Source organism: Nocardia sp. NPDC051463 (genome assembly GCF_040681975.1).
Lineage (GTDB): Bacteria > Actinomycetota > Actinomycetes > Mycobacteriales > Mycobacteriaceae > Nocardia.
Map to the genome: position 1 here is coordinate 58,596 of NZ_JBFBAB010000031.1, position 24,093 is coordinate 82,688.

Annotated in this window: 24 protein-coding genes; 8 read left to right on the forward strand and 16 right to left on the reverse strand. The window is 67.1% G+C overall.

Going from position 1 to position 24,093, the window contains the following annotated elements; translation table 11 throughout:
* The first annotated feature begins 9 nt into the window (after positions 1–9).
* On the forward strand, positions 10–360 hold the full coding sequence (locus AB0M74_RS29675; protein WP_366529627.1) for a DUF3817 domain-containing protein: 351 nt from the start codon (positions 10–12) through the stop codon (positions 358–360).
* Between the two features lie 12 nt (positions 361–372).
* Here the strand turns inward: AB0M74_RS29675 and rdgB are convergent, their stop codons facing one another.
* The 10 genes from rdgB to clpS all read right to left on the reverse strand — a co-directional run bounded on the left by rdgB (position 373) and on the right by clpS (position 7,439).
* The gene (gene rdgB / locus AB0M74_RS29680) at positions 373–981 is read right to left on the reverse strand and encodes an RdgB/HAM1 family non-canonical purine NTP pyrophosphatase (RefSeq protein ID WP_366529597.1); all 609 of its coding nucleotides are present in this window, start codon (positions 979–981) and stop codon (positions 373–375) included.
* Positions 981–1,751 carry a ribonuclease PH gene (rph, locus tag AB0M74_RS29685; RefSeq protein WP_366529598.1) on the reverse strand — a complete coding sequence of 257 codons (771 nt, stop codon included), beginning with the start codon at positions 1,749–1,751 and terminating at the stop codon, positions 981–983. Before rph ends, rdgB begins: the two co-directional genes overlap by 1 nt.
* 135 nt (positions 1,752–1,886) lie before the next feature.
* Positions 1,887–2,651 carry a cyclic nucleotide-degrading phosphodiesterase gene (locus tag AB0M74_RS29690; protein ID WP_366529599.1) on the reverse strand — a complete coding sequence of 255 codons (765 nt, stop codon included), beginning with the start codon at positions 2,649–2,651 and terminating at the stop codon, positions 1,887–1,889.
* 69 nt (positions 2,652–2,720) lie between these two features.
* A complete protein-coding gene (locus tag AB0M74_RS29695) occupies positions 2,721–3,479 on the reverse strand; it encodes a rhomboid family intramembrane serine protease (protein WP_366529600.1) in 759 nt (252 codons plus the stop codon).
* Between the two features lie 140 nt (positions 3,480–3,619).
* Positions 3,620–4,582: a cysteine synthase gene (locus AB0M74_RS29700; protein WP_366529601.1), complete on the reverse strand. Its 963-nt coding sequence runs from the start codon at positions 4,580–4,582 to the stop codon at positions 3,620–3,622.
* Positions 4,583–4,590: 8 nt separating this feature from the next.
* The gene (locus AB0M74_RS29705; RefSeq protein ID WP_366529602.1) at positions 4,591–4,863 is read right to left on the reverse strand and encodes a MoaD/ThiS family protein; all 273 of its coding nucleotides are present in this window, start codon (positions 4,861–4,863) and stop codon (positions 4,591–4,593) included.
* 33 nt (positions 4,864–4,896) lie between these two features.
* Complete coding sequence (locus AB0M74_RS29710; RefSeq protein WP_366529603.1) at positions 4,897–5,319, reverse strand: M67 family metallopeptidase; 423 nt, start codon at positions 5,317–5,319, stop codon at positions 4,897–4,899.
* A 74-nt stretch (positions 5,320–5,393) separates the two neighbouring features.
* Positions 5,394–6,449 (reverse strand): P1 family peptidase, encoded by a 1,056-nt coding sequence (locus AB0M74_RS29715; protein ID WP_366529604.1) that lies wholly within the window; start codon positions 6,447–6,449, stop codon positions 5,394–5,396.
* A gap of 76 nt (positions 6,450–6,525) precedes the next feature.
* Positions 6,526–7,095 carry a DUF2017 domain-containing protein gene (locus tag AB0M74_RS29720; RefSeq protein ID WP_366529605.1) on the reverse strand — a complete coding sequence of 190 codons (570 nt, stop codon included), beginning with the start codon at positions 7,093–7,095 and terminating at the stop codon, positions 6,526–6,528.
* A 23-nt stretch (positions 7,096–7,118) separates the two neighbouring features.
* Entirely contained in the window at positions 7,119–7,439 is a 321-nt protein-coding gene (gene clpS, locus AB0M74_RS29725) for an ATP-dependent Clp protease adapter ClpS (protein WP_328409939.1), read from the reverse strand.
* Positions 7,440–7,561: 122 nt separating this feature from the next.
* Between clpS and AB0M74_RS29730 the strand changes: the two genes are divergently transcribed.
* Positions 7,562–8,875 carry a nicotinate phosphoribosyltransferase gene (locus AB0M74_RS29730; RefSeq protein ID WP_366529606.1) on the forward strand — a complete coding sequence of 438 codons (1,314 nt, stop codon included), beginning with the start codon at positions 7,562–7,564 and terminating at the stop codon, positions 8,873–8,875.
* Here AB0M74_RS29730 and AB0M74_RS29735 read toward each other — a convergent pair whose 3' ends face one another.
* Positions 8,876–9,082, reverse strand: coding sequence for a hypothetical protein (locus AB0M74_RS29735; RefSeq protein WP_366529607.1), 207 nt, complete (start codon positions 9,080–9,082; stop codon positions 8,876–8,878). It lies immediately after the preceding gene.
* Positions 9,083–9,183: 101 nt separating this feature from the next.
* Here AB0M74_RS29735 and AB0M74_RS29740 point away from each other — a divergent pair, with 101 nt between their 5' ends.
* The gene (locus AB0M74_RS29740; RefSeq protein ID WP_366529608.1) at positions 9,184–9,750 is read left to right on the forward strand and encodes an isochorismatase family protein; all 567 of its coding nucleotides are present in this window, start codon (positions 9,184–9,186) and stop codon (positions 9,748–9,750) included.
* A gap of 130 nt (positions 9,751–9,880) precedes the next feature.
* Entirely contained in the window at positions 9,881–11,926 is a 2,046-nt protein-coding gene (locus tag AB0M74_RS29745) for an ATP-dependent DNA helicase (RefSeq protein ID WP_366529609.1), read from the forward strand.
* 388 nt (positions 11,927–12,314) lie between these two features.
* On the opposite strand, the gene AB0M74_RS29750 is transcribed toward AB0M74_RS29745, so the two are convergent.
* The 5 genes from AB0M74_RS29750 to AB0M74_RS29770 form a co-directional block, all read right to left on the reverse strand.
* A complete protein-coding gene (locus tag AB0M74_RS29750; protein WP_366529610.1) occupies positions 12,315–12,710 on the reverse strand; it encodes a Rid family hydrolase in 396 nt (131 codons plus the stop codon).
* A gap of 167 nt (positions 12,711–12,877) precedes the next feature.
* Positions 12,878–13,417: a DoxX family protein gene (locus AB0M74_RS29755; protein ID WP_366529611.1), complete on the reverse strand. Its 540-nt coding sequence runs from the start codon at positions 13,415–13,417 to the stop codon at positions 12,878–12,880.
* A gap of 112 nt (positions 13,418–13,529) precedes the next feature.
* Entirely contained in the window at positions 13,530–14,891 is a 1,362-nt protein-coding gene (locus AB0M74_RS29760) for an NCS2 family permease (RefSeq protein WP_366529612.1), read from the reverse strand.
* 206 nt (positions 14,892–15,097) lie between these two features.
* Positions 15,098–17,701: an alpha-glucan family phosphorylase gene (gene glgP / locus AB0M74_RS29765; RefSeq protein WP_366529613.1), complete on the reverse strand. Its 2,604-nt coding sequence runs from the start codon at positions 17,699–17,701 to the stop codon at positions 15,098–15,100.
* A gap of 73 nt (positions 17,702–17,774) precedes the next feature.
* Complete coding sequence (locus AB0M74_RS29770) at positions 17,775–18,215, reverse strand: VOC family protein (protein ID WP_366529614.1); 441 nt, start codon at positions 18,213–18,215, stop codon at positions 17,775–17,777.
* A 78-nt stretch (positions 18,216–18,293) separates the two neighbouring features.
* Between AB0M74_RS29770 and AB0M74_RS29775 the strand changes: the two genes are divergently transcribed.
* The 4 genes from AB0M74_RS29775 (at position 18,294) to glgB (ending at position 24,033) form a co-directional block, all read left to right on the forward strand.
* Entirely contained in the window at positions 18,294–18,899 is a 606-nt protein-coding gene (locus AB0M74_RS29775) for a TetR/AcrR family transcriptional regulator (protein WP_366529615.1), read from the forward strand.
* A gap of 282 nt (positions 18,900–19,181) precedes the next feature.
* Positions 19,182–19,823, forward strand: a complete 642-nt coding sequence (locus tag AB0M74_RS29780; RefSeq protein WP_366529616.1) for a LysE family translocator — start codon at positions 19,182–19,184, stop codon at positions 19,821–19,823.
* Between the two features lie 38 nt (positions 19,824–19,861).
* Positions 19,862–21,865, forward strand: coding sequence for an alpha-1,4-glucan--maltose-1-phosphate maltosyltransferase (locus AB0M74_RS29785; RefSeq protein WP_366529617.1), 2,004 nt, complete (start codon positions 19,862–19,864; stop codon positions 21,863–21,865).
* Positions 21,862–24,033, forward strand: a complete 2,172-nt coding sequence (gene glgB / locus AB0M74_RS29790; protein ID WP_366529618.1) for a 1,4-alpha-glucan branching protein GlgB — start codon at positions 21,862–21,864, stop codon at positions 24,031–24,033. The genes AB0M74_RS29785 and glgB overlap by 4 nt, the downstream gene beginning before the upstream one ends.
* The last annotated feature ends 60 nt before the right edge of the window (positions 24,034–24,093 follow it).

A 24,093-nucleotide genomic window follows, 5' to 3' on the forward strand; every position in this document is an offset into this window, starting at 1 on the left:
GAGCCCACCCTGACCGAGAGCGCGCCGGCAGCCGCCGTCGCCCCCTCGAACACCGGCAAGATCACGAGTGCGCTGCTGCGCTACCGCGTGCTCGCATGGGTCACCGGCCTCTGGCTGCTGTTGCTGACCGGTGAAATCATTGCCAAGTACGGCTTCGACGTGCACACCCCGAGCTGGATCGCCGTCGTGCACGGCTGGGTGTATTTCGCCTACCTACTGGTCACCGCCGACCTCGCGGTCAAGGTCCGCTGGCCCTTGCTGCGGACCGTCGGCACCCTGATCGCGGGCACCGTCCCGCTACTGTCGTTCTTCGTCGAGCATGTCAACGCCAAGAAGGTCAAGGCGGACTTCAACCTCTGACCCGGGGGCGAATCAGTCCGCGAGCACGGCGAGCGCGGGAAGCAGCTGGGCCAACGCGCGCCCACGATGCGAGACCGCGTTCTTCTGCGCGGGCGTGAGCTGCGCGGCGGTGCCGACCCCGCCGTCGGGAACAAACAGCGGGTCGTAACCGAAACCCCCGTCACCGACGGGCTTGCGCCCGATCGAGCCCGGCCATTCGCCCCGAACCACGGTCTCACTCCCGCCGGGCACCACCAACGCGCACGCGGAGACGAACTGCGCACCGCGCCGCTGGTCGGGCACATCGCCGAGTTGCGCAAGCAGGAGCGCATTGTTGGCCGCGTCCTCGCCATGGCCACCGGACCAGCGCGCCGACAGCACGCCGGGCATCCCGTTCAACGCATCCACCGCGATACCGGAATCATCTGCGACACAAGCCAATCCGGTGGCCGCGGCACCGTCGCGTGCCTTCGCGAGCGCGTTCTCCTCGAACGTGGCGCCGGTCTCGGGCGCCTCGTCGTAGGCGGGCACATCGTCGAGCCCGACGATCTCGATGCCCGCGACACCGGCGTCATCGAGGATGCGCCGCAGCTCGTTCAGCTTCTTCGCATTACGGCTGGCAACCAGAACGCGTCGCGTCATTACTTCTTCTTCGACTCGGTCGGCTCGGGCAGCACACCCGGATAGGGCAGCGCCAGCGCCTCTTTCTGCACGACGAACAGCTGCTCGCAACCGGCGAGCGCCGAGTCGAGCATCTTGTCCAGGGTGGAGCGCGGGAACGTGGCACCCTCGCCGGTGCCCTGGATTTCCACCAGGGTGCCGGTGTCGGTGGCGACCACATTCATATCGACCTCGGCGCGCGAATCCTCTTCGTAGGGCAGGTCCAGACGTACCCGGCCGTCCACGACGCCGACGCTCACCGCGGCGATCGCACACGAGATCGGCTGCGGATCGTGGAGCCTGCCCGCGGCGGCCAGATAGGTGACGGCATCCGAGAGCGCCACGTACGCGCCGGTGATCGCGGCAGTCCTGGTACCGCCGTCGGCCTGCAACACATCACAGTCGAGGGCGATGGTGTTCTCGCCGATGGCCGCGAGGTCGATGCAGGCACGCAGCGACCGGCCGATCAGCCTGCTGATCTCCTGCGTGCGACCGCCGACCTTGCCCTTGACCGATTCTCGCCCGCTGCGGGTGTGGGTGGCCGCGGGCAGCATCGCGTATTCCGCGGTCAGCCAACCCAGGCCGGAGTCGCGCCGCCACGGCGGCACGCCGTCGGTGACACTCGCGGTGCACATCACACGGGTCTGACCGAACTCCACCAGCACCGAACCGGCTGGGTGCGCGGTGAATCCACGGGTGATCCGTACCTCGCGGAGTTGATCGTCCGCCCTGCCATCGGCTCGTCTCGACACGGGCACAGCCTACTGTGTTGGATTTGCAGCGCCTGCGGCGCTGTGTTTTTTTTGCAGCGCCTGCGGCGCTGCGTGTTCGCGGCCCCGAAGGCTCGCTCCGCAGTGAGTGGGTGGGAAGGGGAAGCCGGGCGTCGGTCAGATGTCGAAGGTTTCCCCAGGTGTGACCGCATGCACCGGGCCGGAGAACTGCGCTTTCGCCTCGGCGATGACGTCCTCGCGGGAGGTCCACGGCGGGATGTGGGTGAGCAGCAATTCCTTCACACCGGCCTTGGCCGCGATCATGCCCGCCTCGGTACCCGAAAGATGAATTCCGGGAGGTCGATTCGCCGGGTCGTGGGTCCACGACGCCTCGGCCATCAGGATGTCGGCGCCGTGCGCCAGCTCGTTGACCGCGTCGCACATTGCGGTGTCACCGGTATAGACGAAGGTCCGGCCGGCGGCGGTAACGATCCGCAGCCCGTAGGACTCCGGCGGGTGGTACATACGCCGCGCCGTCACCGTATGTCCTGGCCCGAACTCGACTGCCTCGTCGTCACCCCAGGCTCGATGATCGATCACGTCCGACCAGTCGTCGCATTCCCCGCCGATCTCCGCGGAAGCATTGCCGATGCGCAACGCGCTGTCGGAAGGACCGCGCACGATCGCCTTCCCCACCGGTGGCGTCGGATGGTAACGCCGCCACACCAGCAGTCCGGGCAGATCGAGGCAATGATCCGCGTGCAGGTGGGTCAGGAAGATGTCGACCTCACCGGGATCGGCGTGGCGCTGCAATGCGCCGAGCACGCCGGGCCCGAAATCGATCACCACCGGCCGCATATCGGGGCCGGTCAGCAGGTACCCCGACGCAGGGGAGTCCGGGCCGGACACGCTGCCCGAGCACCCGAGGACGGTAAGGCGCATTCCCCCATGCTGCCACGACGATTTCTCGCTCAACGAAGGATCCCCCACATTTCCCGACGGGCCGCACGCTCACCGTGGCGACGCACTGACTCCGGCTCGATCCCCGCGACGGTGTCGACGTTCATCACCAGAGAGTACCCAGCCTGCCAGCACTCCACCCATCGCCCCGAAAAGATGTCCCTGCCAAGAGATTCCAGGTTGTCCGGGCAAAACGCCCCACAACAGCGACCCGTACACGGCCAAAACGAGGAGTCCGACCACGATTTGCGCGATGCTGCGGGCGAACCAGCCGCGCGAGATCAGAAAGGTCAACCAGCCGAAAACCAGGGCGGACGCACCCAGATGCACCGATCCACTTGCCCCGGTGAGCCAGGTTCCGATCCCGGCGACAACCCAGATGATCGCGGTGGCGGCCAGCCCGCGCCCGATCCCCGCCAGCAGCGTCAGGAAGCCGAGCACCAGCACCGGCAGGGTGTTGCCGATGAGATGGTCCCACCCGCCGTGCAGGACGGGAGCCCACAGGATGCCCCACAAGCCATCCGCGGTGCGCGGCTCGATGCCCGCGCGATCGAGCTGGCTGTCGTCGAGTTGATCGACGCCCTCGATGCCGTAGAGCAGCACGACGAATCCGGATATCAGAATTCCGGCGCGCAGCCAGAGTTGTTTGACGGCCCCGAGACTGTCGGAAGTCTCGACCGCGCTCGGCGCAGGCGATCCGGGCAGCGGCGCGCTCGGCGGGGTCGAGCCCACCGGATTACCCAGCTGCGCACGCAGCGCGGCAATCCGATCCGGATCGAACGACGATCCGATTCCCGCACCGCCGGTCATCGCAACCTCCTCGTAGAGCAAGGCGTCGCAGTCGCGAATGTCCGATCGCGAGCCGGTGCCCCGCCTCTTCGAGAGTACCGGTGCGTATCGCCATCGAGCGGTAAGCAAACCCGAAGGCCGCTGGGCTACGCGGCGGCGAGTCAGGCCCAGAGCTGGCCTTCGAGACGTTGCTCCGCCTCTTCGAGTGTGCCGTCGTAAGCACCGGTCGAGAGGTACTTCCAGCCGCCGTCGGCGACCACGAACGCAATGTCCGCGCGCCGGCCCGCCTTCAGGACCTTGCGCGCGACCCCGAGCGCGGCATGCAGAATCGCGCCGGTCGAGATGCCCGCGAAAATGCCCTCCTCCAAGACCAATTCGCGCGTGCGCTTGACCGCGTCGAACGGGCCGACCGAGAACCGGGTGGTCAGCACGGACTCGTCGTAGAGCTCGGGAATGAAGCCCTCGTCGATATTGCGCAGTCCGTAGACGAGCTCGCCGTAGCGCGGCTCCGCGGCGACGATCTCGATGCCGGGCACCTGCTCCCGGAGGAAACGCCCGGTCCCCATGAGGGTTCCGGTGGTGCCGAGCCCGGCGACGAAATGGGTGATCTCCGGCAGATCGGCCAGGATCTCCGGACCGGTCGTCTCATAGTGCGCCAGCGCGTTGGCGGGGTTGCCGTACTGGTAGAGCATCACCCAGTCCGGATTCTCGGCCGCGATCTGCTTGGCCTTGGCCACCGCCTGATTCGAGCCACCGGCGGCCGGGGAATCGATGATCTGCGCACCGAACATGGTGAGCAGCTGACGCCGCTCCACCGAGGTGTTCTCCGGCATCACGCAGACCAACCGGTAGCCCTTGAGCTTGGCTGCCATCGCCAGCGATATTCCGGTATTGCCGCTGGTCGGCTCCAAGATCGTGCACCCGGGTGTCAGCCGGCCGTCGGCCTCGGCCTGCTCGATCATCCGCAGCGCGGGGCGATCCTTGATGGACCCCGTCGGGTTGCGATCTTCCAGCTTGGCCCACAACCGCACCGGGTTCTCGCCGTCCCACCGCGGTGACAGGTTGCGCAGTCCGACCAGCGGGGTGTTGCCCAGCGTCGCGATCAGCGATTCATAGCGCGCCACGGGGTCGCTCAGCCGCCCGCTACGGCAGGCAAGATGGTCACCGAGGCATCCGCGGGTACCTCGGCCGCGAGGCCACCGGAGAAGCGCACGTCCTCGTCATCGACGTAGATGTTGACGTAGCGGTTGAGCTTGCCGTCCTTGAGCAACCGCTCAGCCAGGCCGGGGTGGTTGGCCTCCAGATCGGCGATCAGCGCGGACAAAGTGTCGCCGTTGGCCTCGACCCGCTTCTCACCGCCGGTCAGGCCACGCATGATCGTCGGGATGGACACGGTTACCGACATGGGGACTCCTCGATTTCGACAATAAGGGCGGGTCTAGGCGGGGCTGTAGGCATCGACGATCTGCACGGGCTCCTCGGCGACCTCGCCGTCGAGAATCCGGTAGCTGCGCAACTCGTGCTGCTCGGGATCGCGGGTGGAGATCAGCACGTAGTGCGCGTTCGGCTCGGACGCGTAGGACACGTCGGTGCGGCTGGGGTAGGCCTCGGTCGCGGTGTGCGAGTGATAGATCACCACCGGCTCTTCGTCGGCGCTGTCCATCTCGCGCCATACCTTCAGCTGCTCGCTGGAGTCGAAACGGTAGAAGGTCGGCGAGCGTTCGGCGTTGACCATGGGCAGGAATCGCTCCGGCCGGTCGGAGCCTTCCGGCCCCGCGATGACGCCGCACGCCTCGTCCGGGTGATCGGCGCGGGCATGCGCCACCATCGCCTCGACAAGGTCGGCCCTGATCACCAGCACGAGTCAAACCCTTCCGCAAATTCGGCGTAGCAGTTGCCGACCTAACGCACTCGACAACGAGCCAGAATATTCGGCTATTCCCCGGCGGCTGCGAACAGGTCGGAGTATGCGGGAATCCCGGCGATGGATCGGGCGGCCAGGATCGCGTCCACAATCGCGCGTTCCACGCAGACCGCGGCGGCCGTGCACACTTCATCGAGCACCAGCAGGTCCTGCGGAAACGCGGGCGGCAGCGGGAAGCTCACCGGTCGCGCGGTTCCGGTGGCCAACGCGAACAGGGTGTCGCCGTCCAGCGGGGAATGCGCCGGGCGGATCGCGCGGGCGATGCCGTCGTGCGCGGTGGCCGCCATCCGGCGGCAGCCCGCCGGATCCAGCGGTGCGTCGGTGGCCACGACACCGATGGTCGTATTGAGGACGGTGCCCTTGACCGCGAGCGCGTTGGCTTGTGCCAGCGCCTCGGGGTCGGCGGGGCGCAGCCCGAAGTATTCGGGGCCGTCGGTTCCGGTCCCCCAGGGCAGGCCGGTGCGGGGATCGAACACCGAGCCGACCGGATTGGCCACGATCAGCGCGGCGACCGTCACCCCCACGTCGAGCACCACACTCGCGGTGCCGACGCCGCCCTTGATCGACCCGGCCCGTGCGCCGACACCAGCACCGACCGTGCCACGCTCGAACTCGACCCGCGCGGCATCCGAAGCCAGGTACCCGAACTCGGCGGTGGGCCGAATCGCCCAGTCCCCCACCGGAAGGTCGAAGATCACCGCACCGGGCACGATGGGCACCACCCGGCTCGGGTCGGCAGGATCCATCGGGATGCCGTCGCCGTTCTCCTCCAGCCAACGCATCACGCCGTCGGCGGCGGCGAGGCCGTAGGCGCTGCCGCCGCTGAGCAGGATCGAATTCACCTGTCGCACAGTATTTGCCGGGTCGAGCAGATCGGTCTCCCGAGTACCGGGCCCGCCCCCGCGCACGTCGACGGCGGCGGTCGCACCCCCCGGCGCGCGGACCACGGTGCAGCCGGTCGCCGCACCGGAGCCGAGCGTCACATCCGGATCGAGCTCGTGATGGTGACCCACCAGCAGCCCGGATACATCGGTGATCGAATTACGTTGTCCGGGTCGGCCGTTCATAACAACGCCTCCTGACTGTCGGTCACAGCATCGTCTCCGTCGCAGCGAAGTGGTGACATCCCCTCGGCCGGAAGGCTTACGGAGCGAGTGCCTGCAGCAGCGAATCCTGCATCCAGGTCAGCCAGTGGTACACGTCCAGATGTGGACCGCGCGGGTCGTCGGCGTCCAGATGATCGGGTGTATCGGCGTCGATGCCGAGCACCGTACCGAGCGCGAGTCGCACGTCGGTGAGTGCGGTCAACCACGCGTCGGCCTGTTCCGGGGTCAGCAGGATCCGGCCGCCGTCCTTGGGCACCGTGTTCAGCACCACCGAGCCCGCGGCCAGTTTGGCGTCGATGATCTCCGGCTCGTGCAGGCCGCGCAGCGCACTGTTGAGATCGGCGCGATCGGCGTCGGGAGAACCGGGTTCACTGCGGTGGAAGTCCGGCAGCAGGCGGTGCAGCCGAGGGTCCTCGGGTGGGCTCGAGTTGCCGGTACGCAGCCCGGTCAGTGCGGCGAGATCGTCTTCGGGGGCCGAATCGGCCCGCTCGGTCAGCAGTCCGGAGACCGAACCGACCAGGGACCGCAACACGCTCGCCTCACGCGCGTCCATCTCGGAGCGCAATTTGAGGCCGCTCAGTGAGTTCTTTCGGCTCCACTTCCGCACTGACGTCAGCGTAGTCGTATTGGTCAGTCGTCCCGTTGCATGGTCGCCCAGAGACCCGCGGCGTGCAGTCGTCTGACGTCCTGTTCCATCTTGTCCCGTGAGCCCGAGGACACCACTGCCTTGCCCTCGTTGTGCACCTGAAGCATCAGCTCGGTGGCCTTGGCCTTGGTGTAGCCGAACAGCTTCTGGAAGATGTAGGTGACGTAATGCATCAGGTTGACCGGGTCGTCCCACACAACCGTGACCCACGGACGGTCCTCGGCCTCCAGAATCTCGGTGTACTCGACCGCCTCCGGAGTCGCCTGTGCCGCCGACAGTGCCGCGTTCGCTTCGCACAAGCCCATAACACTCAGGGTACGACTCGACCCCGAAATCACAACACCCGTCCACGATCATTTCGACGTTCTCCGAGACAGCCCGACCACACCGGCCTATCATGCCCGCCGACGCTGTCTAGAGTGGCTTCGTGGACATCCTCGACGGCGTCGGCAGCACCGCGCTGCTGACAGACCAGTACGAACTGACCATGCTCGCCGCCGCACTCGCCGACGGTTCCGCACACCGGCGCTGCACCTTCGAGGTGTTCGCCAGGCGGTTGCCGCACGGCAGGCGCTACGGTGTCGTCGCGGGCACGGGCAGGCTGCTGGAGGCGCTGGCGCACTTCCGATTCGGCGAACCGGAACTGGCGACCATCGCGGGTTTCTCGAACGCCGCGACCATCGCGTGGCTGCGCGATTACGCATTCACCGGCGATATCGACGGCTATGCGGAGGGTGATCTGTATTTCCCTGGCTCACCGATTCTTTCGGTGCGTGGCAGTTTCGCGGAATGCGTCCTGTTGGAGACGCTCGCGCTGTCAATCCTCAACCACGACAGCGCCATCGCCTCGGCCGCCGCCCGCATGGTGAGCGCCGCGGGCGGGCGTCGGATGATCGAGATGGGCTCGCGACGTACCCATGAGCTGGCCGCGCCCGCCAGCTCACGAGCCGCCTATCTCGCGGGCTTCGACGCCACCTCGAATCTGGCGGCGGTGCGCAGCTTCGGCGTGCCGGGCGCGGGCACGAGTGCGCATGCGTTCACCCTGCTGCACAGCGCCGCGGACGGCGCACACGAGGCGGCCGCGTTCCGCAGCCAGATCGACGCGCTCGGCGTCGGGACAACACTGCTGGTGGACACCTTCGACATCACGGCGGGCGTCGCGACCGCCATCGAGGTCGCCGGCCCCGAGCTGGGTGGCGTACGCATCGATTCCGGTGATCTCGGCGTGCTGGCCAGACAGGTGCGCGATCAACTCGACGGCCTCGGCGCCACCAACACACGCATCGTGGTGTCCGGCGATCTCGACGAGTACGCCATCGCCGCGCTGCGGGCCGAGCCGGTCGACGTCTACGGCGTCGGCACCTCGCTGGTCACCGGCTCCGGCGCGCCGACGGCGGGCATGGTCTACAAGCTGGTCGAGGTGGACGGGCTGCCGGTGGCCAAGCGCAGCAGCCACAAGCAGTCGCGCGGCGGGACCAAGAAAGCGGTCCGGCTGGCACGGCCCACCGGCACCATCGTCGAAGAGATCATCTACCCGGCCGCGGGCACCGCACCGGCCACGAACGGATTCGAGGCCCGCGAGCTGCTGATTCCGCTGGTGCGCGGCGGCAAACTGGTCGACGATCTCCCGACGCTCGCCGACAGCCGCACGCTGGTGTCGCGCGGGCTGGTCAGCCTGCCGTGGGAGGGCCTGAAGCTGTCCGACGGCGACCCGGCGATTCCGACGACTTTCGTGAGCTGATCAGCGGCGAGACTCGGACGCCCGAGCGCGGCGTTTGGCGACCCATTCAACGGTCGCCACCGCGATCGTCGCGACAAGAAACCCCTTGACCAGGAGTTTTATCCAGTCGCCCCCGTCATCGGGGTGGACGCCGACCAGCCATGCGGCGACGAGGTAAACCAGATAGCCGATGAACACGGCAATCGAAACTCTGACGGTGTTGCTCACGTGATCCTCCAGTGTCTGGCCCGCCCGTTCGATCAGGCGGCACAATGTAATCCGCACGCGGTAGCCCAGACGTTTACATCCGTGGGAAAAGGGAGGCCGACATGTCCCGAGCGTTGATCATCGTCGACGTACAGAACGACTTCTGCGAGGGCGGGTCACTCGCGGTCGCCGGCGGCGCCGCAGTCGCCGAGCGGATCAGCGATCACCTCGCGGGCGTGCGATACGACGCCGTCGTCGCCACCCGTGACTACCACATAGATCCCGGTGCCCACTTCGCCACGAACCCGGACTACGTCGATACCTGGCCGCCGCACTGCCGCGTCGGCACCGCGGGCGCGGAGTTCCATCCGAATCTGAACACCGCGCCGATCCAGGAGATCTTCTCCAAGGGCGAATACTCCGCCGCCTATTCGGGTTTCGAAGGCGCCGCGTCCGACGGCAGCACCCTCACCGACTGGCTGCGTGCCCACGACATCGACGAGGTCGACGTCGTCGGCATCGCCACCGATCACTGCGTCCGCGCCACCGCGCTGGACGCCGAATTCGCCGGCTTCGACACCCGTGTTCTGCTCGACCTGACCGCGGGCGTCTCCCCCGAAACCACAGCCAGCGCCCTCGACCGCATGCGCGCGGCGGGCGTCGAGCTCGAGGGCACAGTCGGCGAGTGACCACGGACGGCACCGCGTAGTCCGACCTACCGAAGGACACGCCGCACCGGTGTCGGCGGACCGCGTACCCGGCTCCCGCGACCGGCGATCGACGGTGATCCTTGTCGGCCCCAACCAGTAGGCTGCTGGCGTGCCCGAACTGCCTCCCACCTCCGAACTTTTGGCCACTGCCGTGCAGGCGCTCGGTGGGAAAGAACGGGTCGGGCAGGTGACGATGGCCGCGGCGGTGGACCACGCGATCGATACCAAGGAGCACCTCGCCGTGCAGGCGGGAACCGGGACCGGGAAGTCGCTGGCGTACCTGGTGCCGAGCTTGCGGCACGCGGTGCGGACCGGACGGACGGTCGTGGTGTCGACCGCGACGATCGCCTTGCAGCGCCAGCTGGTCGACCGGGACCTGCCCCGGCTTTCCGAGGCGCTGAGCAAGCCGCTCGGGCGCACGGCCGAGTTCGCGATCCTCAAGGGGCGCAACAACTATCTGTGCTTGAACAAGATCAACAGCGTGATCCCGGACGAGCCCGCCGAGGCCGAACTGTTCGACGCGTTCGCGATCTCCCGGCTCGGCAGGGAGGTACAGCGACTCAACGAGTGGGCCTCCGACACCGAGACCGGCGATCGCGACGAGCTGGCGCCCGGCGTGACCGATCGCGCCTGGCGACAGGTCAGCGTGTCGTCGCGGGAATGCCTCGGCAAGTCGCGTTGCCCGTTCGGCCAGGATTGCTTCGCCGAACGGGCGCGGGCGCTGGCGGCGCAGGCCGATGTGGTGGTGACAAATCACGCCCTGCTCGCCATCGACGCGATCAGCGGCATCCAGCTGCTGCCGGAACACGATGTCGTCGTCATCGACGAGGCGCACGAGCTGGTCGACCGGGTGACCGGTGTAGCCACTGCGGAGCTGGCGCCCTCGGCTATCAGCGCAGCGGCGCGCCGCTGCGCCAAGCTCGTCGACGAACAGGAAGTCGACCGTCTCGAAGGCGCGTCGGAGGCCTGGCACACCGTTCTGGACGACCTGCCCGCCGCCCGGTGGGACACGCTGCCCGACGGTGTCGCCGCGGTGCTCGCCCTGGTCCGCGACGCGGCATGGAACGTGCGCACCGCACTGGCCCCACAGGGCGGCACGTCCGCACAGGGTGATCCGGAGAGCGCCGCCGCGCGCACCCAAGCGCTCGCCGCGATCGATGAGGTGCACGACAGCGCGGTACGCGCGCTGACGGCGTTCGACGAACCCGATCCGGCGAGCAGGCGCGATGTCATCTGGCTCGCCGCCGACGAGATGCGCGGGGTCGTCCGGCGCACGCTGCGGATGGCGCCACTTTCGGTGGGCGGCTTGCTGCGCAGCAGATTGTTCGGCACCGCGACGGTGGTCTTGACCTCGGCGACACTGCAAATCGGCGGTTCGTTCGACGGCCTCGCGATCACATGGGGGCTGCCCGCGCAGTCGGGGAGTCGCACGGATTCGGTCACCGCGAACGGTGCCGTCGCGCCGTCGGATGTGGAGACCGTCCGATGGAGTTCATTGGATGTCGGCTCGCCGTTCGACCATGCCAAGTCCGGGATCCTCTATGTCGCCAAGCATCTGCCCGCGCCCGGTCGCGACGGCCTCGCGGCTGCCTACCTCGATGAGATCGAGCGGCTGATCCGTGCCGCGGGCGGTCGCACGCTCGGCCTGTTCTCCTCGATGCGCGCCGCCAAGGCGGCCACCGAGGCGCTGCGCGAGCGGCTCGACACACCGGTGCTCTGCCAAGGCGACGACTCGACCGGTGCGCTGGTCCGCAAGTTCGCCGACGATCCGGAGACCTCACTGTTCGGCACGCTGTCACTGTGGCAGGGCGTCGACGTGCCGGGCCCGTCGCTGAGCCTGGTGATCTTGGATCGGATTCCGTTTCCCCGACCCGATGATCCGTTGCTGACGGCACGGCAACGGGCGGTCGAGTCGCGCGGCGGTAACGGCTTCATGACCGTCGCCGCCAACCATGCGGCGCTGCTGCTCGCCCAGGGCACCGGCAGGCTGCTGCGCAGTGTCGACGACCGCGGCGTTGTCGCCATCCTCGATTCCCGGCTGGCCACCGCGCGGTACGGCGGCTACCTGCGTGCTTCGCTGCCACCGTACTGGGAGACCTCGGACCCGAATGTGGTGATTAAGGCGCTCGAGCGACTCACCGCCATGCCACTGTGATACCACTCACAAAGTGGACAATTACTTCCAGGCAGAAGTAAATTGGGCCCCGATACTCCGAGGGAACCTCAATTCCCTCAGCGGATGTATCGGCAGTCCCCGCGCCAAGCCCTGCACACGGCGCGGGGACACCAATTTTCACGCAGGGCTGAGCCCAGATCTCCTGCCGCACAGGACTTCAACGGGAGACCGTGTCCGGATGACTCACCGGTCCGACCTCGACACCCGCAGTGCATTCCTGTTCAGCGCAATGCCATTGGCATGAATACCGAGCGAGTTTCGAGCTCACCGAAACCGACCTAGAAACGCTGACAAGTTCCACCACACCGCAACGATCCAGTGGCCACGTCACAAACCGGTCCGCCCAGCGCGAGGCGAACTCCCGGCCTCAGCCGCGCACGGCGAGGGCGTCCACCTCGAACAGCATGGTGGGCAGCGCCAGCGCGGCAACCCCGGCCAACGTCTGGACCGGCGGCTTGTCGGCCCAGATTTCGGCGATCTTCTTCCCCAGCACAGCGAGCTTGTCCAGGTCGTGGTCGACGATGAACGTCCGCAGCTGCGCCACGTCGGCGTAATCCAAGCCCGCCGAACGCAGCGCGGTGCCGAGATTGGCGAAGGCACGGTCGACCTGAGTAGCGAAGTCGTCGCTGGTGGTGTGCCCGTCGGCGTCGGAATCATATTGCCCGGCGATGAGAACCAGCTCACCCGTCACCCGTGCCACGTGGCTGTAGCCGAAACCGGTGGGGTCGTGCAGTTCAGTCGGGTTACTGATCTCGATCGTCATCGTGTCTCCTTCATCGTCACCTGTTGCCCTGCAACAACTAGAACGACGAAGCGAGTTGCCCGAGTGTGACATGACGACGATCACAGACGACGGTGGCGCGGCGACCTCTCGGTCACCGCGCCACCATCCAGGACTTCAATTGTTCGTTCGCAAGGAACGCATCGAGGTCAGAGGGTCCACTTCAAGATCAGGGTCAGGACCGCCGCAGCCACGGCCAACACCACAGCACCCGCGCCCCAGACGAAGCCGTGCCGCTGCCACGGGCGGCCGCTGTCGAGCGAAAACTTGCCTGGGCCGGTGAACGCGACGGTCGCGCCGACGACGGCGAACAGTAGGGCCGTTTCGTAGCCCTTGCCGGTCAACAGGCCGCCACTCCAGGTGGTGTTGATGGCGTTGATCATGGTGCCGAGCACGATCGCCCCTGCCAGTGGAGTCAGCAGGCCCAGCAGCAGCAACAGACCGCCGGTCAGCTCGCTGAGCCCGGCGAGGGTGCCGAAAAGCTTGCCGGGGTTGTAGCCCATGGAGTCGAAGGTGGCGGCGTTTTTGCTCCAGCCGTATCCGCTGAACCAGCCGAACAGCTTCTGGGTACCGTGCGCGGCAAGCAGGCCGCCGAAGACGACCCGCAGCAACAGCAAGCCGATGCCGGCGGAGAAGGTATCGAGATCGTTTGCGCTCGTAATGCGCTCAGGCGCGCTCTTGGTGGTCATGCTGGTCCTCATCCCTGCAATCGATTCCACACAACATTTCATTGGTTTCGGCGACGAAGTGGACTGCGGTCCGATTGTCGCACGATTGGAGCCAACCGGCCAGACCGCCGCCTTATTCCGCGAGGAAGAAGAAGTATCCGAGGAACATCACCATCAGCGCCCACATCGCCGGGTGCACCTCTTTGACACGCCCCTTGGCGACCATGACGATCGGGTAGAACAGCATCCCCATCGCCAGCCCGTTCGCGATCGAGTAGGTCAGCGGCATCATGATGACGGTGATAAAGGCCGGGATGGAGTACTCCAGCCGGTTCCAGTCGATCTCGCCGAGCGCGCGTGCCATCAGCACGCCGACCACGATCAGCGCCGGCGCGGTGATCGAGGCCGAGCCCGCGACGACCGCGAAGATCGGATAGCAGAACATGGCGATCAGGAACCATCCCGCGGTGGTCACGGCGGTCATACCGGTCCGCCCGCCCGCCGAGACACCCGCCGTCGATTCGACGTAGGCGGTGGTGGTGGAGGTCCCGATGACCGCGCCCGCCATGGTGCCCACCGAGTCCGCGGCCAGCGCGCTCGCCGCCCGAGGCAGCTTGCCGTCCTTGTCCAGCAGCCCGGCCTGGTTGGCCACGCCGATCAAGGTGCCGGAGCAGTCGAAGAAATCGACGAACAACATCGTGAGAACGACGACGGCCATCTGCCCGGTGAACGCGTCGGGCAGATGGAGGATCGCCTGACCGAAGGTGTGCTCCAACCCCTTCGGCATCGACACCACACCGTCGGGCAGATCGACCAGACCGCTGACAACGCCGACCAGCGCCGTCAGCACGATGCCGTACAACACCGCACCGTGCCAGCCGATGACGAGGAACACCACGGTCACCACGAGACCGAACAACGCGAGCAGCGTAGTGCCCTTGGTGAAGTCGCCGAGCGTGACCAGTGTGGCCTCGCTGTTGACCACGATGCCCGCGTTCTTCAAGCCGAGGAACGCCACGAACATGCCGATGCCGGCGCCGACGGCCAGTTTCATCTGCATCGGAATGGCATTGAGAATGCGTTCGCGCACCTTGGTGATCGCGAGCACGAAGAAGATCACGCCGGACAGGAAGGTCCCCGACAGCGCCACCTGCCACGGAATCCCCATCCCGAGCACCACCGAGTACGCGAAGAACGCGTTGAGCCCCATTCCGGGCGCCAGCGCGATCGGATATCTGGCCCAGATCCCCATGACGAGCGTGCCGAACACCGCGGCGACGGCCGTCGCGGTGAATACCGCCTGCATGGGAATACCTTTGTCGCCGAGCGCGCCCTCATCGCCGAGCACCGACGGGTTCACGGCGAGCACATAGGACATGGCCAGGAACGTGATCGTGCCCGCCATCAATTCGCGCTTCACGGTCGAGCCGGTCGAACTGATGCCGAAGTACGCGTCGAGGCGTCCTCGGGTGCGCGTCAGAACGTCGGTGACCATGGGCTCTCCAGTCGGAAATGGGTACGGGGGTGCCAGGGCACGGTAGCCGACAGTTCACTGAACAGGAGAACTCGGCCGATGTCCCGACCGTCCGCTTCGTGAGCAGCGTCACCATTGCCGGCCCGCGGCCCGCAACCCCCACCGGCCCCGAGCTCCCTGACCTCGGGTTACCTCCGACGTTCGCGCGCCGCGACGCGCGGGAATCGCTAAGCGCTCGGCGCGGCGACCAGCCCCAGTTCGGCATCGCTGGCAAGCAGCTCATGGTGGGGCAACACACGCACCGTGTAGCCGACGGCACCGGACAGCGGCACCGGAGTTTCGACGGTGAAGATTTCGACGCCGGAATCCGAGCCGGTGTGGGTCATCGGAAAGGTGGTGACATCGGACAGGTCGTCGGTCGGCGACACCCGACCGAGCACGGCCTGAACGGTGACATCGGACGTGCGGAGGCCGCCGAGGTCGATGCGGGCGGCCAGGGACAATTCCGCGCCGATGACGGGGGTGTCGGGCAGGCCCGCGCTGTCGACCTGGACCACCTTGACCGAGGGCCATGCGGCCTCCACTCTGCGGCGATAGTCGGCCGTCGCATGGGCGGCGGCGAATTCGTCGGCGATTGCTCGCAGGCCCGCGGTCGCGGCCGGAGCGTAGTACTCGACGGCGTAGTCACGGACCATGCGTGAGGCCAACACCTTCGGGCCGAGAGTCTGCAAAGTGTGCCTGACCATCTCCACCCAGCGCACCGGCATGTCGTCGCGGTCACGGTCGTAGAAGCGCGGAGCGACGGTGCGTTCGAACAGGTCGTAGAGGGCGCCTGCCTCCAGATCGTCGCGACGCTGCTCATCGGAGACGCCGTCGGCGGTCGGAATGGCCCAACCGTTTTCGCCGTCGTACATCTCGTCCCACCAGCCGTCCCGAATGGACAAGTTGAGTCCACCGTTGAGCGCGGACTTCATGCCGGAGGTCCCACACGCCTCCAGCGGCCGCAGCGGATTGTTCAGCCACACATCGCAACCCCAGTACAGATAGCGGGCCATCGACATGTCGTAGTCGGGCAGGAAAACGATGCGGTGGCGCACCTCGGGGTCGTCGGCGAAGCGAACCACCTGTTGGATCAGCGCCTTGCCGCCGTCGTCGGCGGGATGACTCTTGCCCGCGACCACCAGCTGCATCGGCCGTTCCGGATCGAGCAGCAGCGCACGCAACCGCTGTGGGTCGCGCAGCATCAAGGTGAGCCGCTTGTAGGTCGGCACCCGGCGGGCGAAACCGACGGTCAGTACTTTCGGATCGAAAACACTATCGACCCAACTCAATTCGGCCGACGCGGCGCCGCGTTCCAACCAGGATGCGCGCACTCGGCGGCGCACCTCCTCGACAAGGGTGGCGCGCAACGTGTTGCGAGTCGACCACAGTTCACCGAGGTCGACATCGCGCAGCTTCTCCCAGCCGCGCGCCTCTTCGACCAGCTCGGGGCCGATGTATTCGCGGGCCTTGTCGAACCATTCGCGCGCGGCCCAAGTCGGGGCGTGCACACCGTTGGTGACCGAACCGATCGGCACCTCGGCCGCGTCGAAGCCCGGCCACAGCGGCGCGAACATCGCGCGGCTGACGGCACCGTGCAGCTGGGAGACACCGTTGGCGCGCTGAGCCATCCGCAGGCCCATGTGCGCCATATTGAAGACCGACGGATCGGCCTCGCGCCCGAGCGCCACGATCCGGTCGATAGGCAGCCCCGGCAGCATGGCGGACTCGAATTCACCGTGCCCACCGCCGAAGTACCTGCGCACCAACGGCATCGGGAACCGATCGATGCCCGCGGGCACCGGAGTGTGTGTGGTGAACACCGTTGCGGCCCGCACCGCGGCCAGCGCGGTATCGAAATCCAGTCCGGCCGAGACGAACTCGCGGATCCGCTCGACACCGAGGAAACCGGCGTGCCCCTCGTTCATGTGGAATACGTCGGGATTCGGCAGGCCGGTCGCGGCGGTGTAGGCACGTACCGCACGCACACCGCCGATGCCCGCCAGAATCTCCTGCTTGATGCGGTGGTCCTGGTCGCCGCCGTAGAGCCGGTCGGTGACCGCTCGCAGCTCCGGATCGTTCTCAGCGATATCGGAATCCAGCAGCAGCAACGGCACCCGGCCCACCTGTGCGATCCACACCCGGGCCCGCAGCACTCGCTGATCGGGCATTGCCACGTGGACGAGCACCGGCGCCGAATCCGACCGCCCCGGCTTCGCTCGACCGCCGTCGGTGGTCAGCAGGCGCAGCGGCAGGCCCTGCGGGTCCAATGCCGGATAGTGCTCGGTCTGCCAGCCGTCGCCGGTCAGCGACTGCCGGAAGTAGCCGGACCGGTACAGCAATCCGACGCCGATCAGCGGCAGGCCGAGATCGGATGCGGCCTTCAGGTGATCACCGGCAAGGATGCCGAGGCCGCCGGAATAGTTCGGAAGCACCTCGGTGACACCGAATTCCATGGAGAAGTAGGCGATGCCGCGCACGGCGGGCGTGTCGGTCTGCCGCTGGAACCAGCCGGGTCGTGTCAAGTAGTCACGCAGATCCGCTGCCGCGGCGTCGACCCGCCCGGCGTAGTCCGCGTCGGCGGCGAGCTCGTCCAGCCGCGCCGCGGGCACCTCCCCCAGCATCCGCACCGGATCGTGTCCGACCTCGCGCCACAGCTCGGGATCGAGCTCGGCGAACAGGTCCTGGGTGGGCCAGTGCCACGACCAGCGCAGGTTCGTGGACAGTTCGCCCAGGGCCGCCAGACGGTCGGGCAGATGGGCACGGACGGTGAATCGACGAAGTGCCTTCACCAGGCGCACCCTACCGAACAATCGCGCGCTCGACCGTCAGGGCGGCTCGGGTCACTGCGCACCGGCACCGTGCTCACTCAGTGAACTTCTCAGCGGTGTAGTTGTGACTGAACTGCTCGGCGTATTCCCGCGATGGCGGGACCTCGGTGATCATGTCGATCAGCACACCGCTGGGATCAGCCACGATGAAGTGCCGTTGCCCGAAGTCCTCGGTGCGGATTTCCAGTTCGGCGTCGATGCCGCCCTGCACCACCATCCGCTCCCACTCGGCGTCGACGTCGGCGACTTCGAAGTTCAACAGCAGACCCTGCACCGGCTTGCGGTAGGCCGCAGGCAAGGTCTCGTGGGTGTAGTCGAGCAGCGCGAGCTCGTAGTTCACCGTGTCCGGCCTGCGCAGACTGATGTACCAGTCGGCCTCGAAGGTGATCTCGAAGCCGAGCCACTTGGTGTAGAAGTCGCGGGTTTCGGTGAGCCGATCGGTGCCTATGACGGGGTAGAGGCTGCTCAGTTCCATGTTCTCGCCTTTCGCATACCGTTGGTATGCGAGCTAAGCTAGTCGGCATACCAACGGTATGTCAACGAGAGGACAGCGATGCCGAGCACCACGCGGACCCAACAGCGCGAAGTGACGCGCAGCGCGCTGCTGCGTGAGAGCCGGCGCTTGTTCGCGGCGAAAGGCTATGGCGCCGTTGGCCTGTCGGAAATCGTGGCGGCCACCGGGGTGACCAAAGGCGCGCTGTACCACAACTTCGCAAGCAAGGCCGAACTGTTCCGCGCGGTGCTCGAACAGCTACAGCGCGAGGTCGGCGACCGGGTGGCCGCGGCCGCGGCCGCCCACACCGATCCCTGGACGCAGCTGATGGTCGGCTGCGAGACCTTCCTGACCACCTGCACCGGCCCGGAGATCCAGCGCATCATGCTGATCGACGGCCCCGCAGTGCTCGGCTGGCACCAGTGGCGCGCGCTGGACGAGGCCACCTCCGCCCGGCACCTCGCCGAAGCACTGGCCATGCTCATCGACAACGGCGTGCTCACACCACAGCCGATAGAACCCCTCACTCACCTGCTCTCCGGTGCCATGAACGAAGCGGCGCTGTGGCTGGCGAGCACCGACGACCCCCGCGCCTTGGCGGATACGACCGCGGCATTGCACCGACTACTCGAAGCGATGCGCACCGGAAGCCGTGACCACCCGTGACGGCACCATCCGTCGATAGCCGGGGTGCTCGGCTTCCCGCACGAGATCCCTGCCTCATGACCGGCTCGGGCCTGCGCAGCCGGTACCCACCATCGAATCGCCGAACACGACCCCGGCACCCGCCGAAGCCGCGTTGGGTAAGGCCGGCTCGATGCGGGAGGGCAAGTTGCGAACCCGAGGGCTACCGGCGCGAGCAGTGCGGTGCCGCCGCTGGGATCACGACAGTTCTTCCGCACCCGAAATCCAGTGGCCGACCACGCAGGCTCGTGACAGCATCGGCGGATGCCGCACTGGGTCGATGTCCTCCCCCAATTTCTCTTGGCCTGCCTCATTCTTGCCGCGCTGCCCGGCCCGGCAACGGCGCTGTTCCTGCAACGCGCGGTGCGCGACGGACGCGCAGCGGGGCTGGCGGCGGTGGCGGGCAACGAGATCGGGGTGCTCGGGTGGACGCTGGCCGGCGGGGCGGGCCTGTCGGTGCTGCTGGTCGCGAACCGATTCATGAATACCGTGGTGCATATCGTCGGTGGCGTGGTGTTGATCTGGCTCGGCGTGCAAGCCTGGCGTGGGGCGCGCGGCGATGACGAGTTCGGCGCCACGATGACACAAATGCTGCCCACCGGACGCACACCCGCCGCGGCCTTCCGCGCATCGCTGATCTCGATCGCCGCCAACCCGAAGGCCGCGGTCTTCGGGCTGACGATCCTCCCGCAATTTCTGCCCGCCGACGGACCGGTGCTGCCGACCGTGCTGGCCCTGGCCATGATCCAGCTCGTCATCGACACCGCCTGGTGCGTCGGCGTCGTGGTGGCCGCCGACCGCGCCGGGGCCTGGCTGCGCAGAGCCGGGATCCGACAGCGGATCGAGCGGGCGCTCGGTGCCCTGTTGGTCGCACTCGGCCTCGGCCTCGCCGCCGACGCGCGCTGAGCAACATCTCGGCAGGAGGTAACGGTACGGTTGGTCCCGTGACCGGCCGCATCGCTATCGATGACACTGCCCCGTCCATCGCGGGCGGCCGACCGGCCAAGGCCGTGGTCGGCGAGGTCTTTCCGGTGCGCACCGTGGTCTGGCGTGAGGGGCACGACGCGGTGGCCGCGACGCTGGCGGTGCGCGCTCCCGGCTCGTCGCGGATCACCAGGATTCGGATGACGCCGGATTTCGAGCCCGACGTGTTCAACGCGACATTCGTCCCTAACCTGCCCGGCGCGTGGACCTACCGCATCGAGGGCTGGAGCGATCCGATCGCCACCTGGCGCGCGGCGGTCGAGGCGAAGCTGGCCGTCGGGCAGAGCGCTGTGGATCTGGCCAACGATCTCGAGTTCGGTGCGCGACTGTTCGAGCGCGCAGCTCAGGGGGTGCCGAAGAAACAATTCGAGCGCCTCCGCGCAGCCGCGACCGCCCTGCGCGGTGACGAACAGTTGCCCGCACGGGTCGCGCCGGCTTTCGGCGCGGAGGTCTCCGAGATCCTGCGCACAACGCCGTTGCGGGACATGGTCACCCGCGGCGCGCAGCACACCGTGCAGGTGGAACGTCAACGCGCACTGTACGGCTCGTGGTACGAGTTCTTCCCGCGCTCGACCGGCGGCCGGGACGCCGCGGGTAACCCGATCCACGGCACCTTCGCCACGGCGGCGAAGGAATTGTCGCGGATCGCGGGCATGGGGTTCGACGTCATCTATCTGCCGCCGATCCATCCGATCGGCGAGATCAACCGCAAAGGCCGCAACAACGCGCTCACCGCAGAGCCGGACGATGTCGGCTCGCCGTGGGCGATCGGGTCGAAGGACGGCGGGCACGACGCGATCCATCCGGCACTGGGCACCGAAGCCGATTTCACCGAGTTCCTCAGCAACGCTTCCGAACTCGGCCTCGAAGTAGCCCTCGATCTGGCCCTGCAATGTGCACCCGATCATCCCTGGGTCCAGGCGCATCCGGAGTGGTTCACCACGCTGCCCGACGGCACCATCGCCTTCGCCGAGAATCCGCCGAAGAAGTACCAGGACATCTACCCGGTCAACTTCGACAACGATCCCGACGGGCTGTACGCGGAAGTCCTGCGTGTGGTGCGGCACTGGATCAACGCGGGCGTCAAGATCTTCCGTGTCGACAACCCACACACCAAGCCTGCCGACTTCTGGGAATGGTTGATCGCGCAGGTGCGCCGCACCGATCCCGATGTGATCTTCCTCTCCGAAGCGTTCACCAGGCCGGCGCGGCTCTACGGCCTCGCGAGACGCGGATTCAGCCAGTCCTACACGTATTTCACGTGGCGCATCGCCAAATGGGAGCTGGCCGAATTCGGCACGGAGCTGGCCGCGAAAGCGGACGAAGCCCGACCGAACCTGTTCACCAACACCCCCGACATCCTGCACGAGAGCCTCCAGCACGGCGGACCGGGCATGTTCGCCGTTCGCGCGGTCCTCGCTGCGACCTTGGCGCCCACCTGGGGCATCTACTCCGGATTCGAATTGTTCGAGCACCAGGCGGTGCGGCCGGGCAGCGAGGAGTACCTGGATTCCGAGAAGTACGAACTGCGCCCACGCCCGTTCGCCGAGGCGCTCGCACGCGGAGAATCGTTGGAGCCGTGGATCACTCGGCTCAACGAGATCCGGCGCGCACACCCCGCCCTCCAGCAGCTGCGCTGCGTGCATTTCCATCACGTCGACAACGACGCGCTGATCGCCTACTCGAAGATCGATCCGATCAGCGGCGACGCCGTGCTGATCGTGGTGAACCTCAACCCCTTCGGCGCCGAGCAGGGCATGATTTCGCTCGACCTGCCCGCGATCGGACACGAATGGCACGACCATCCGGTCGTCTACGACGAGGTCAGCGGCGAGGAATACCACTGGGCGCAAACGAATTACGTGCGGCTGGATCCAGCCAACTCGGTTGCCCACATCCTGGCGCTGCCGCCGGTACCGCAGCCGGTTCGCGCCGAACTCGCCTATCGCAGGACCTTCCGATGAGCGAGGCCACGGTGGTGAAACGCCGCGACCTGATGCTGCTCGCGGCAGGGACCCACACCGATCCGCACACCGTGCTCGGCGCGCACCCACACCGCGACGGCACGGTCATCCGGGCACTGCGACCGCACGCGGAGACGGTGTCGGCACGCGTCGGGAGTGCCGACCATCCGCTGAAGCCATTGGGGCACGGGATATTCGCCGCAGTGCTGCCCTACCCCGATGTCATGGACTATCGCCTCGTGACCACCTATCCGGGCGGCCAGCAGATCATCACCGCCGATGGCTACCGGTTCCTACCCACCGTCGGCGAGCTCGATCTCCATCTCATCGGTGAAGGCCGCCACGAACACCTGTGGGATGTGCTCGGCGCGCATCCGCGCCGTTACACCACTCTCGACGGCGAGGTGAGCGGCACCTCGTTCGCGGTCTGGGCGCCGAATGCCCGCGGCGTCACCGTGATCGGTGATTTCGACAGCTGGAGCGGCAACACCACACCGATGCGCACGCTCGGCTCCTCCGGGGTCTGGGAAGTATTCGTGCCCGGTGTCGGTGTCGGTGTCAAATACAAGTTCCGGGTACACGGTGCGGACGGCCGGACGGTGGACCACGCCGATCCACTGGCGTTCGCGACGGAACTCCCCCCTGCCACCGCGTCGGTCGTCACCGAGAGCAATTACGCATGGTCCGACCATGATTGGGTCGCCGCCCGCACACGCAACAATCCGACACGCGCGCCGATGAGCGTCTACGAAGTCCATCTCGGGTCCTGGCGTCCCGGTCTCGGGTACCGCGAATTGGCCGACCAACTGGCCGCTTACGTGCACACGGCCGGATTCACCCACATCGAGCTGCTGCCGATCGCCGAGCACCCGTTCGGCGGTTCCTGGGGATACCAGGTCACCTCCTACTACGCGCCCACCTCCCGCTTCGGCTCTCCCGACGACTTCCGCGCCTTCGTGGATCGCCTGCACGCCGCGGGGATCGGCGTGCTGCTGGACTGGGTACCCGCGCACTTCCCACGCGACGAATGGGCCCTGGCGCGCTTCGACGGCACCCCCCTCTACGAACACCCCGATCCGCGTCGCGGCGAGCAACTCGACTGGGGCACTTACGTTTTCGACTTCGGCCGCAACGAGGTCCGTAACTTCCTCGTCGCCAATGCCAGGTACTGGATCGAGGAGTTCCACATCGACGGCCTGCGCGTCGACGCGGTGGCCTCGATGCTGTATCTGGACTACTCACGCCCCGAAGGAGGGTGGGAGCCGAATGTGCACGGCGGCAGGGAGAACCTCGAGGCCGTCGATTTCCTCCAGGACCTGAACAACACCGTGCACCGGTATCACCCCGGCGTCGTCACCATTGCCGAGGAATCGACGAGTTGGCCCGGAGTGACCAAGGGCACCGATGTAGGCGGCCTGGGTTTCACCATGAAGTGGAACATGGGTTGGATGCACGACACCCTCGGATTCCTCGGCCGCGATCCGATCCACCGCTCCTGGCACCACAACGAGATCACCTTCTCACTGATGTACGCGTGGAGCGAGAACTACGTGCTGCCGATCAGTCACGACGAGGTCGTGCACGGCAAGGGCACCCTGTGGACCAGGATGCCCGGCGACGATTTCGCCAAGGCCGCGGGCGTACGCGCCCTGCTGGCCTATATGTGGGCCCACCCCGGTAAGCAATTGCTGTTCATGGGACAGGATTTCGGCCAGTTTCGTGAATGGTCGCACGATCGCGGCCTGGACTGGCACGAGCTGGACAATCCGCTGCACCTCGGCATCACCGCCGCCGTGCGCGACCTCAATGCGGTCTATCGCGCACACCCCGCGTTCTGGACACAGGACACCGCTCCCGGCGGGTACTCCTGGATCGAGGCCGACGACCGCGCCAACAACGTCCTGGCCTTCCTGCGCTACGGCTCCGACGGCACGATGGTCGCCTGCATCTACAACTTCTCCGGTTCGGTGCACAGCGAGTACCGCGTCGGCCTGCCCGCCACCGGCCGCTGGCGCGAAATCGTCAATACCGACGCCATCGCCTACGGCGGCTCCGGCATCGGCAACCTCGGCGCCGTGACCGCGATCGACGACCCATGGCACGGCAGGCCCGCGTCGGCCACCGTCGCCCTGGCCCCCAACAGCGCGGTCTGGCTCGCGCCGGAATAGCCGACGCCATCGGGCGAGCGGAACGGCGCCGCGACCTATACGATCATTTCGATACTTCGG

Bases quoted from the DNA above. Each gene is read 5' to 3' on its own strand.
- glgB (WP_366529618.1), top strand. From the start codon at position 21,862: ATGAGCGAGGCCACGGTGGTGAAACGCCGCGACCTGATGCTGCTCGCG.
- AB0M74_RS29715 (WP_366529604.1), bottom strand. From the start codon at position 6,449: ATGAACGGCCGACCCGGACAACGTAATTCGATCACCGATGTATCCGGG.
- AB0M74_RS29780 (WP_366529616.1), top strand. From the start codon at position 19,182: ATGCCGCACTGGGTCGATGTCCTCCCCCAATTTCTCTTGGCCTGCCTC.
- AB0M74_RS29690 (WP_366529599.1), bottom strand. From the start codon at position 2,651: ATGCGCCTTACCGTCCTCGGGTGCTCGGGCAGCGTGTCCGGCCCGGAC.
- clpS (WP_328409939.1), bottom strand. From the start codon at position 7,439: ATGGGCTTGTGCGAAGCGAACGCGGCACTGTCGGCGGCACAGGCGACT.
- AB0M74_RS29755 (WP_366529611.1), bottom strand. From the start codon at position 13,417: ATGACCACCAAGAGCGCGCCTGAGCGCATTACGAGCGCAAACGATCTC.
- AB0M74_RS29750 (WP_366529610.1), bottom strand. From the start codon at position 12,710: ATGACGATCGAGATCAGTAACCCGACTGAACTGCACGACCCCACCGGT.
- AB0M74_RS29775 (WP_366529615.1), top strand. From the start codon at position 18,294: ATGCCGAGCACCACGCGGACCCAACAGCGCGAAGTGACGCGCAGCGCG.
- rdgB (WP_366529597.1), bottom strand. From the start codon at position 981: ATGACGCGACGCGTTCTGGTTGCCAGCCGTAATGCGAAGAAGCTGAAC.
- AB0M74_RS29740 (WP_366529608.1), top strand. From the start codon at position 9,184: ATGTCCCGAGCGTTGATCATCGTCGACGTACAGAACGACTTCTGCGAG.
- AB0M74_RS29760 (WP_366529612.1), bottom strand. From the start codon at position 14,891: ATGGTCACCGACGTTCTGACGCGCACCCGAGGACGCCTCGACGCGTAC.
- AB0M74_RS29705 (WP_366529602.1), bottom strand. From the start codon at position 4,863: ATGTCGGTAACCGTGTCCATCCCGACGATCATGCGTGGCCTGACCGGC.
- AB0M74_RS29770 (WP_366529614.1), bottom strand. From the start codon at position 18,215: ATGGAACTGAGCAGCCTCTACCCCGTCATAGGCACCGATCGGCTCACC.
- AB0M74_RS29695 (WP_366529600.1), bottom strand. From the start codon at position 3,479: ATGACCGGCGGTGCGGGAATCGGATCGTCGTTCGATCCGGATCGGATT.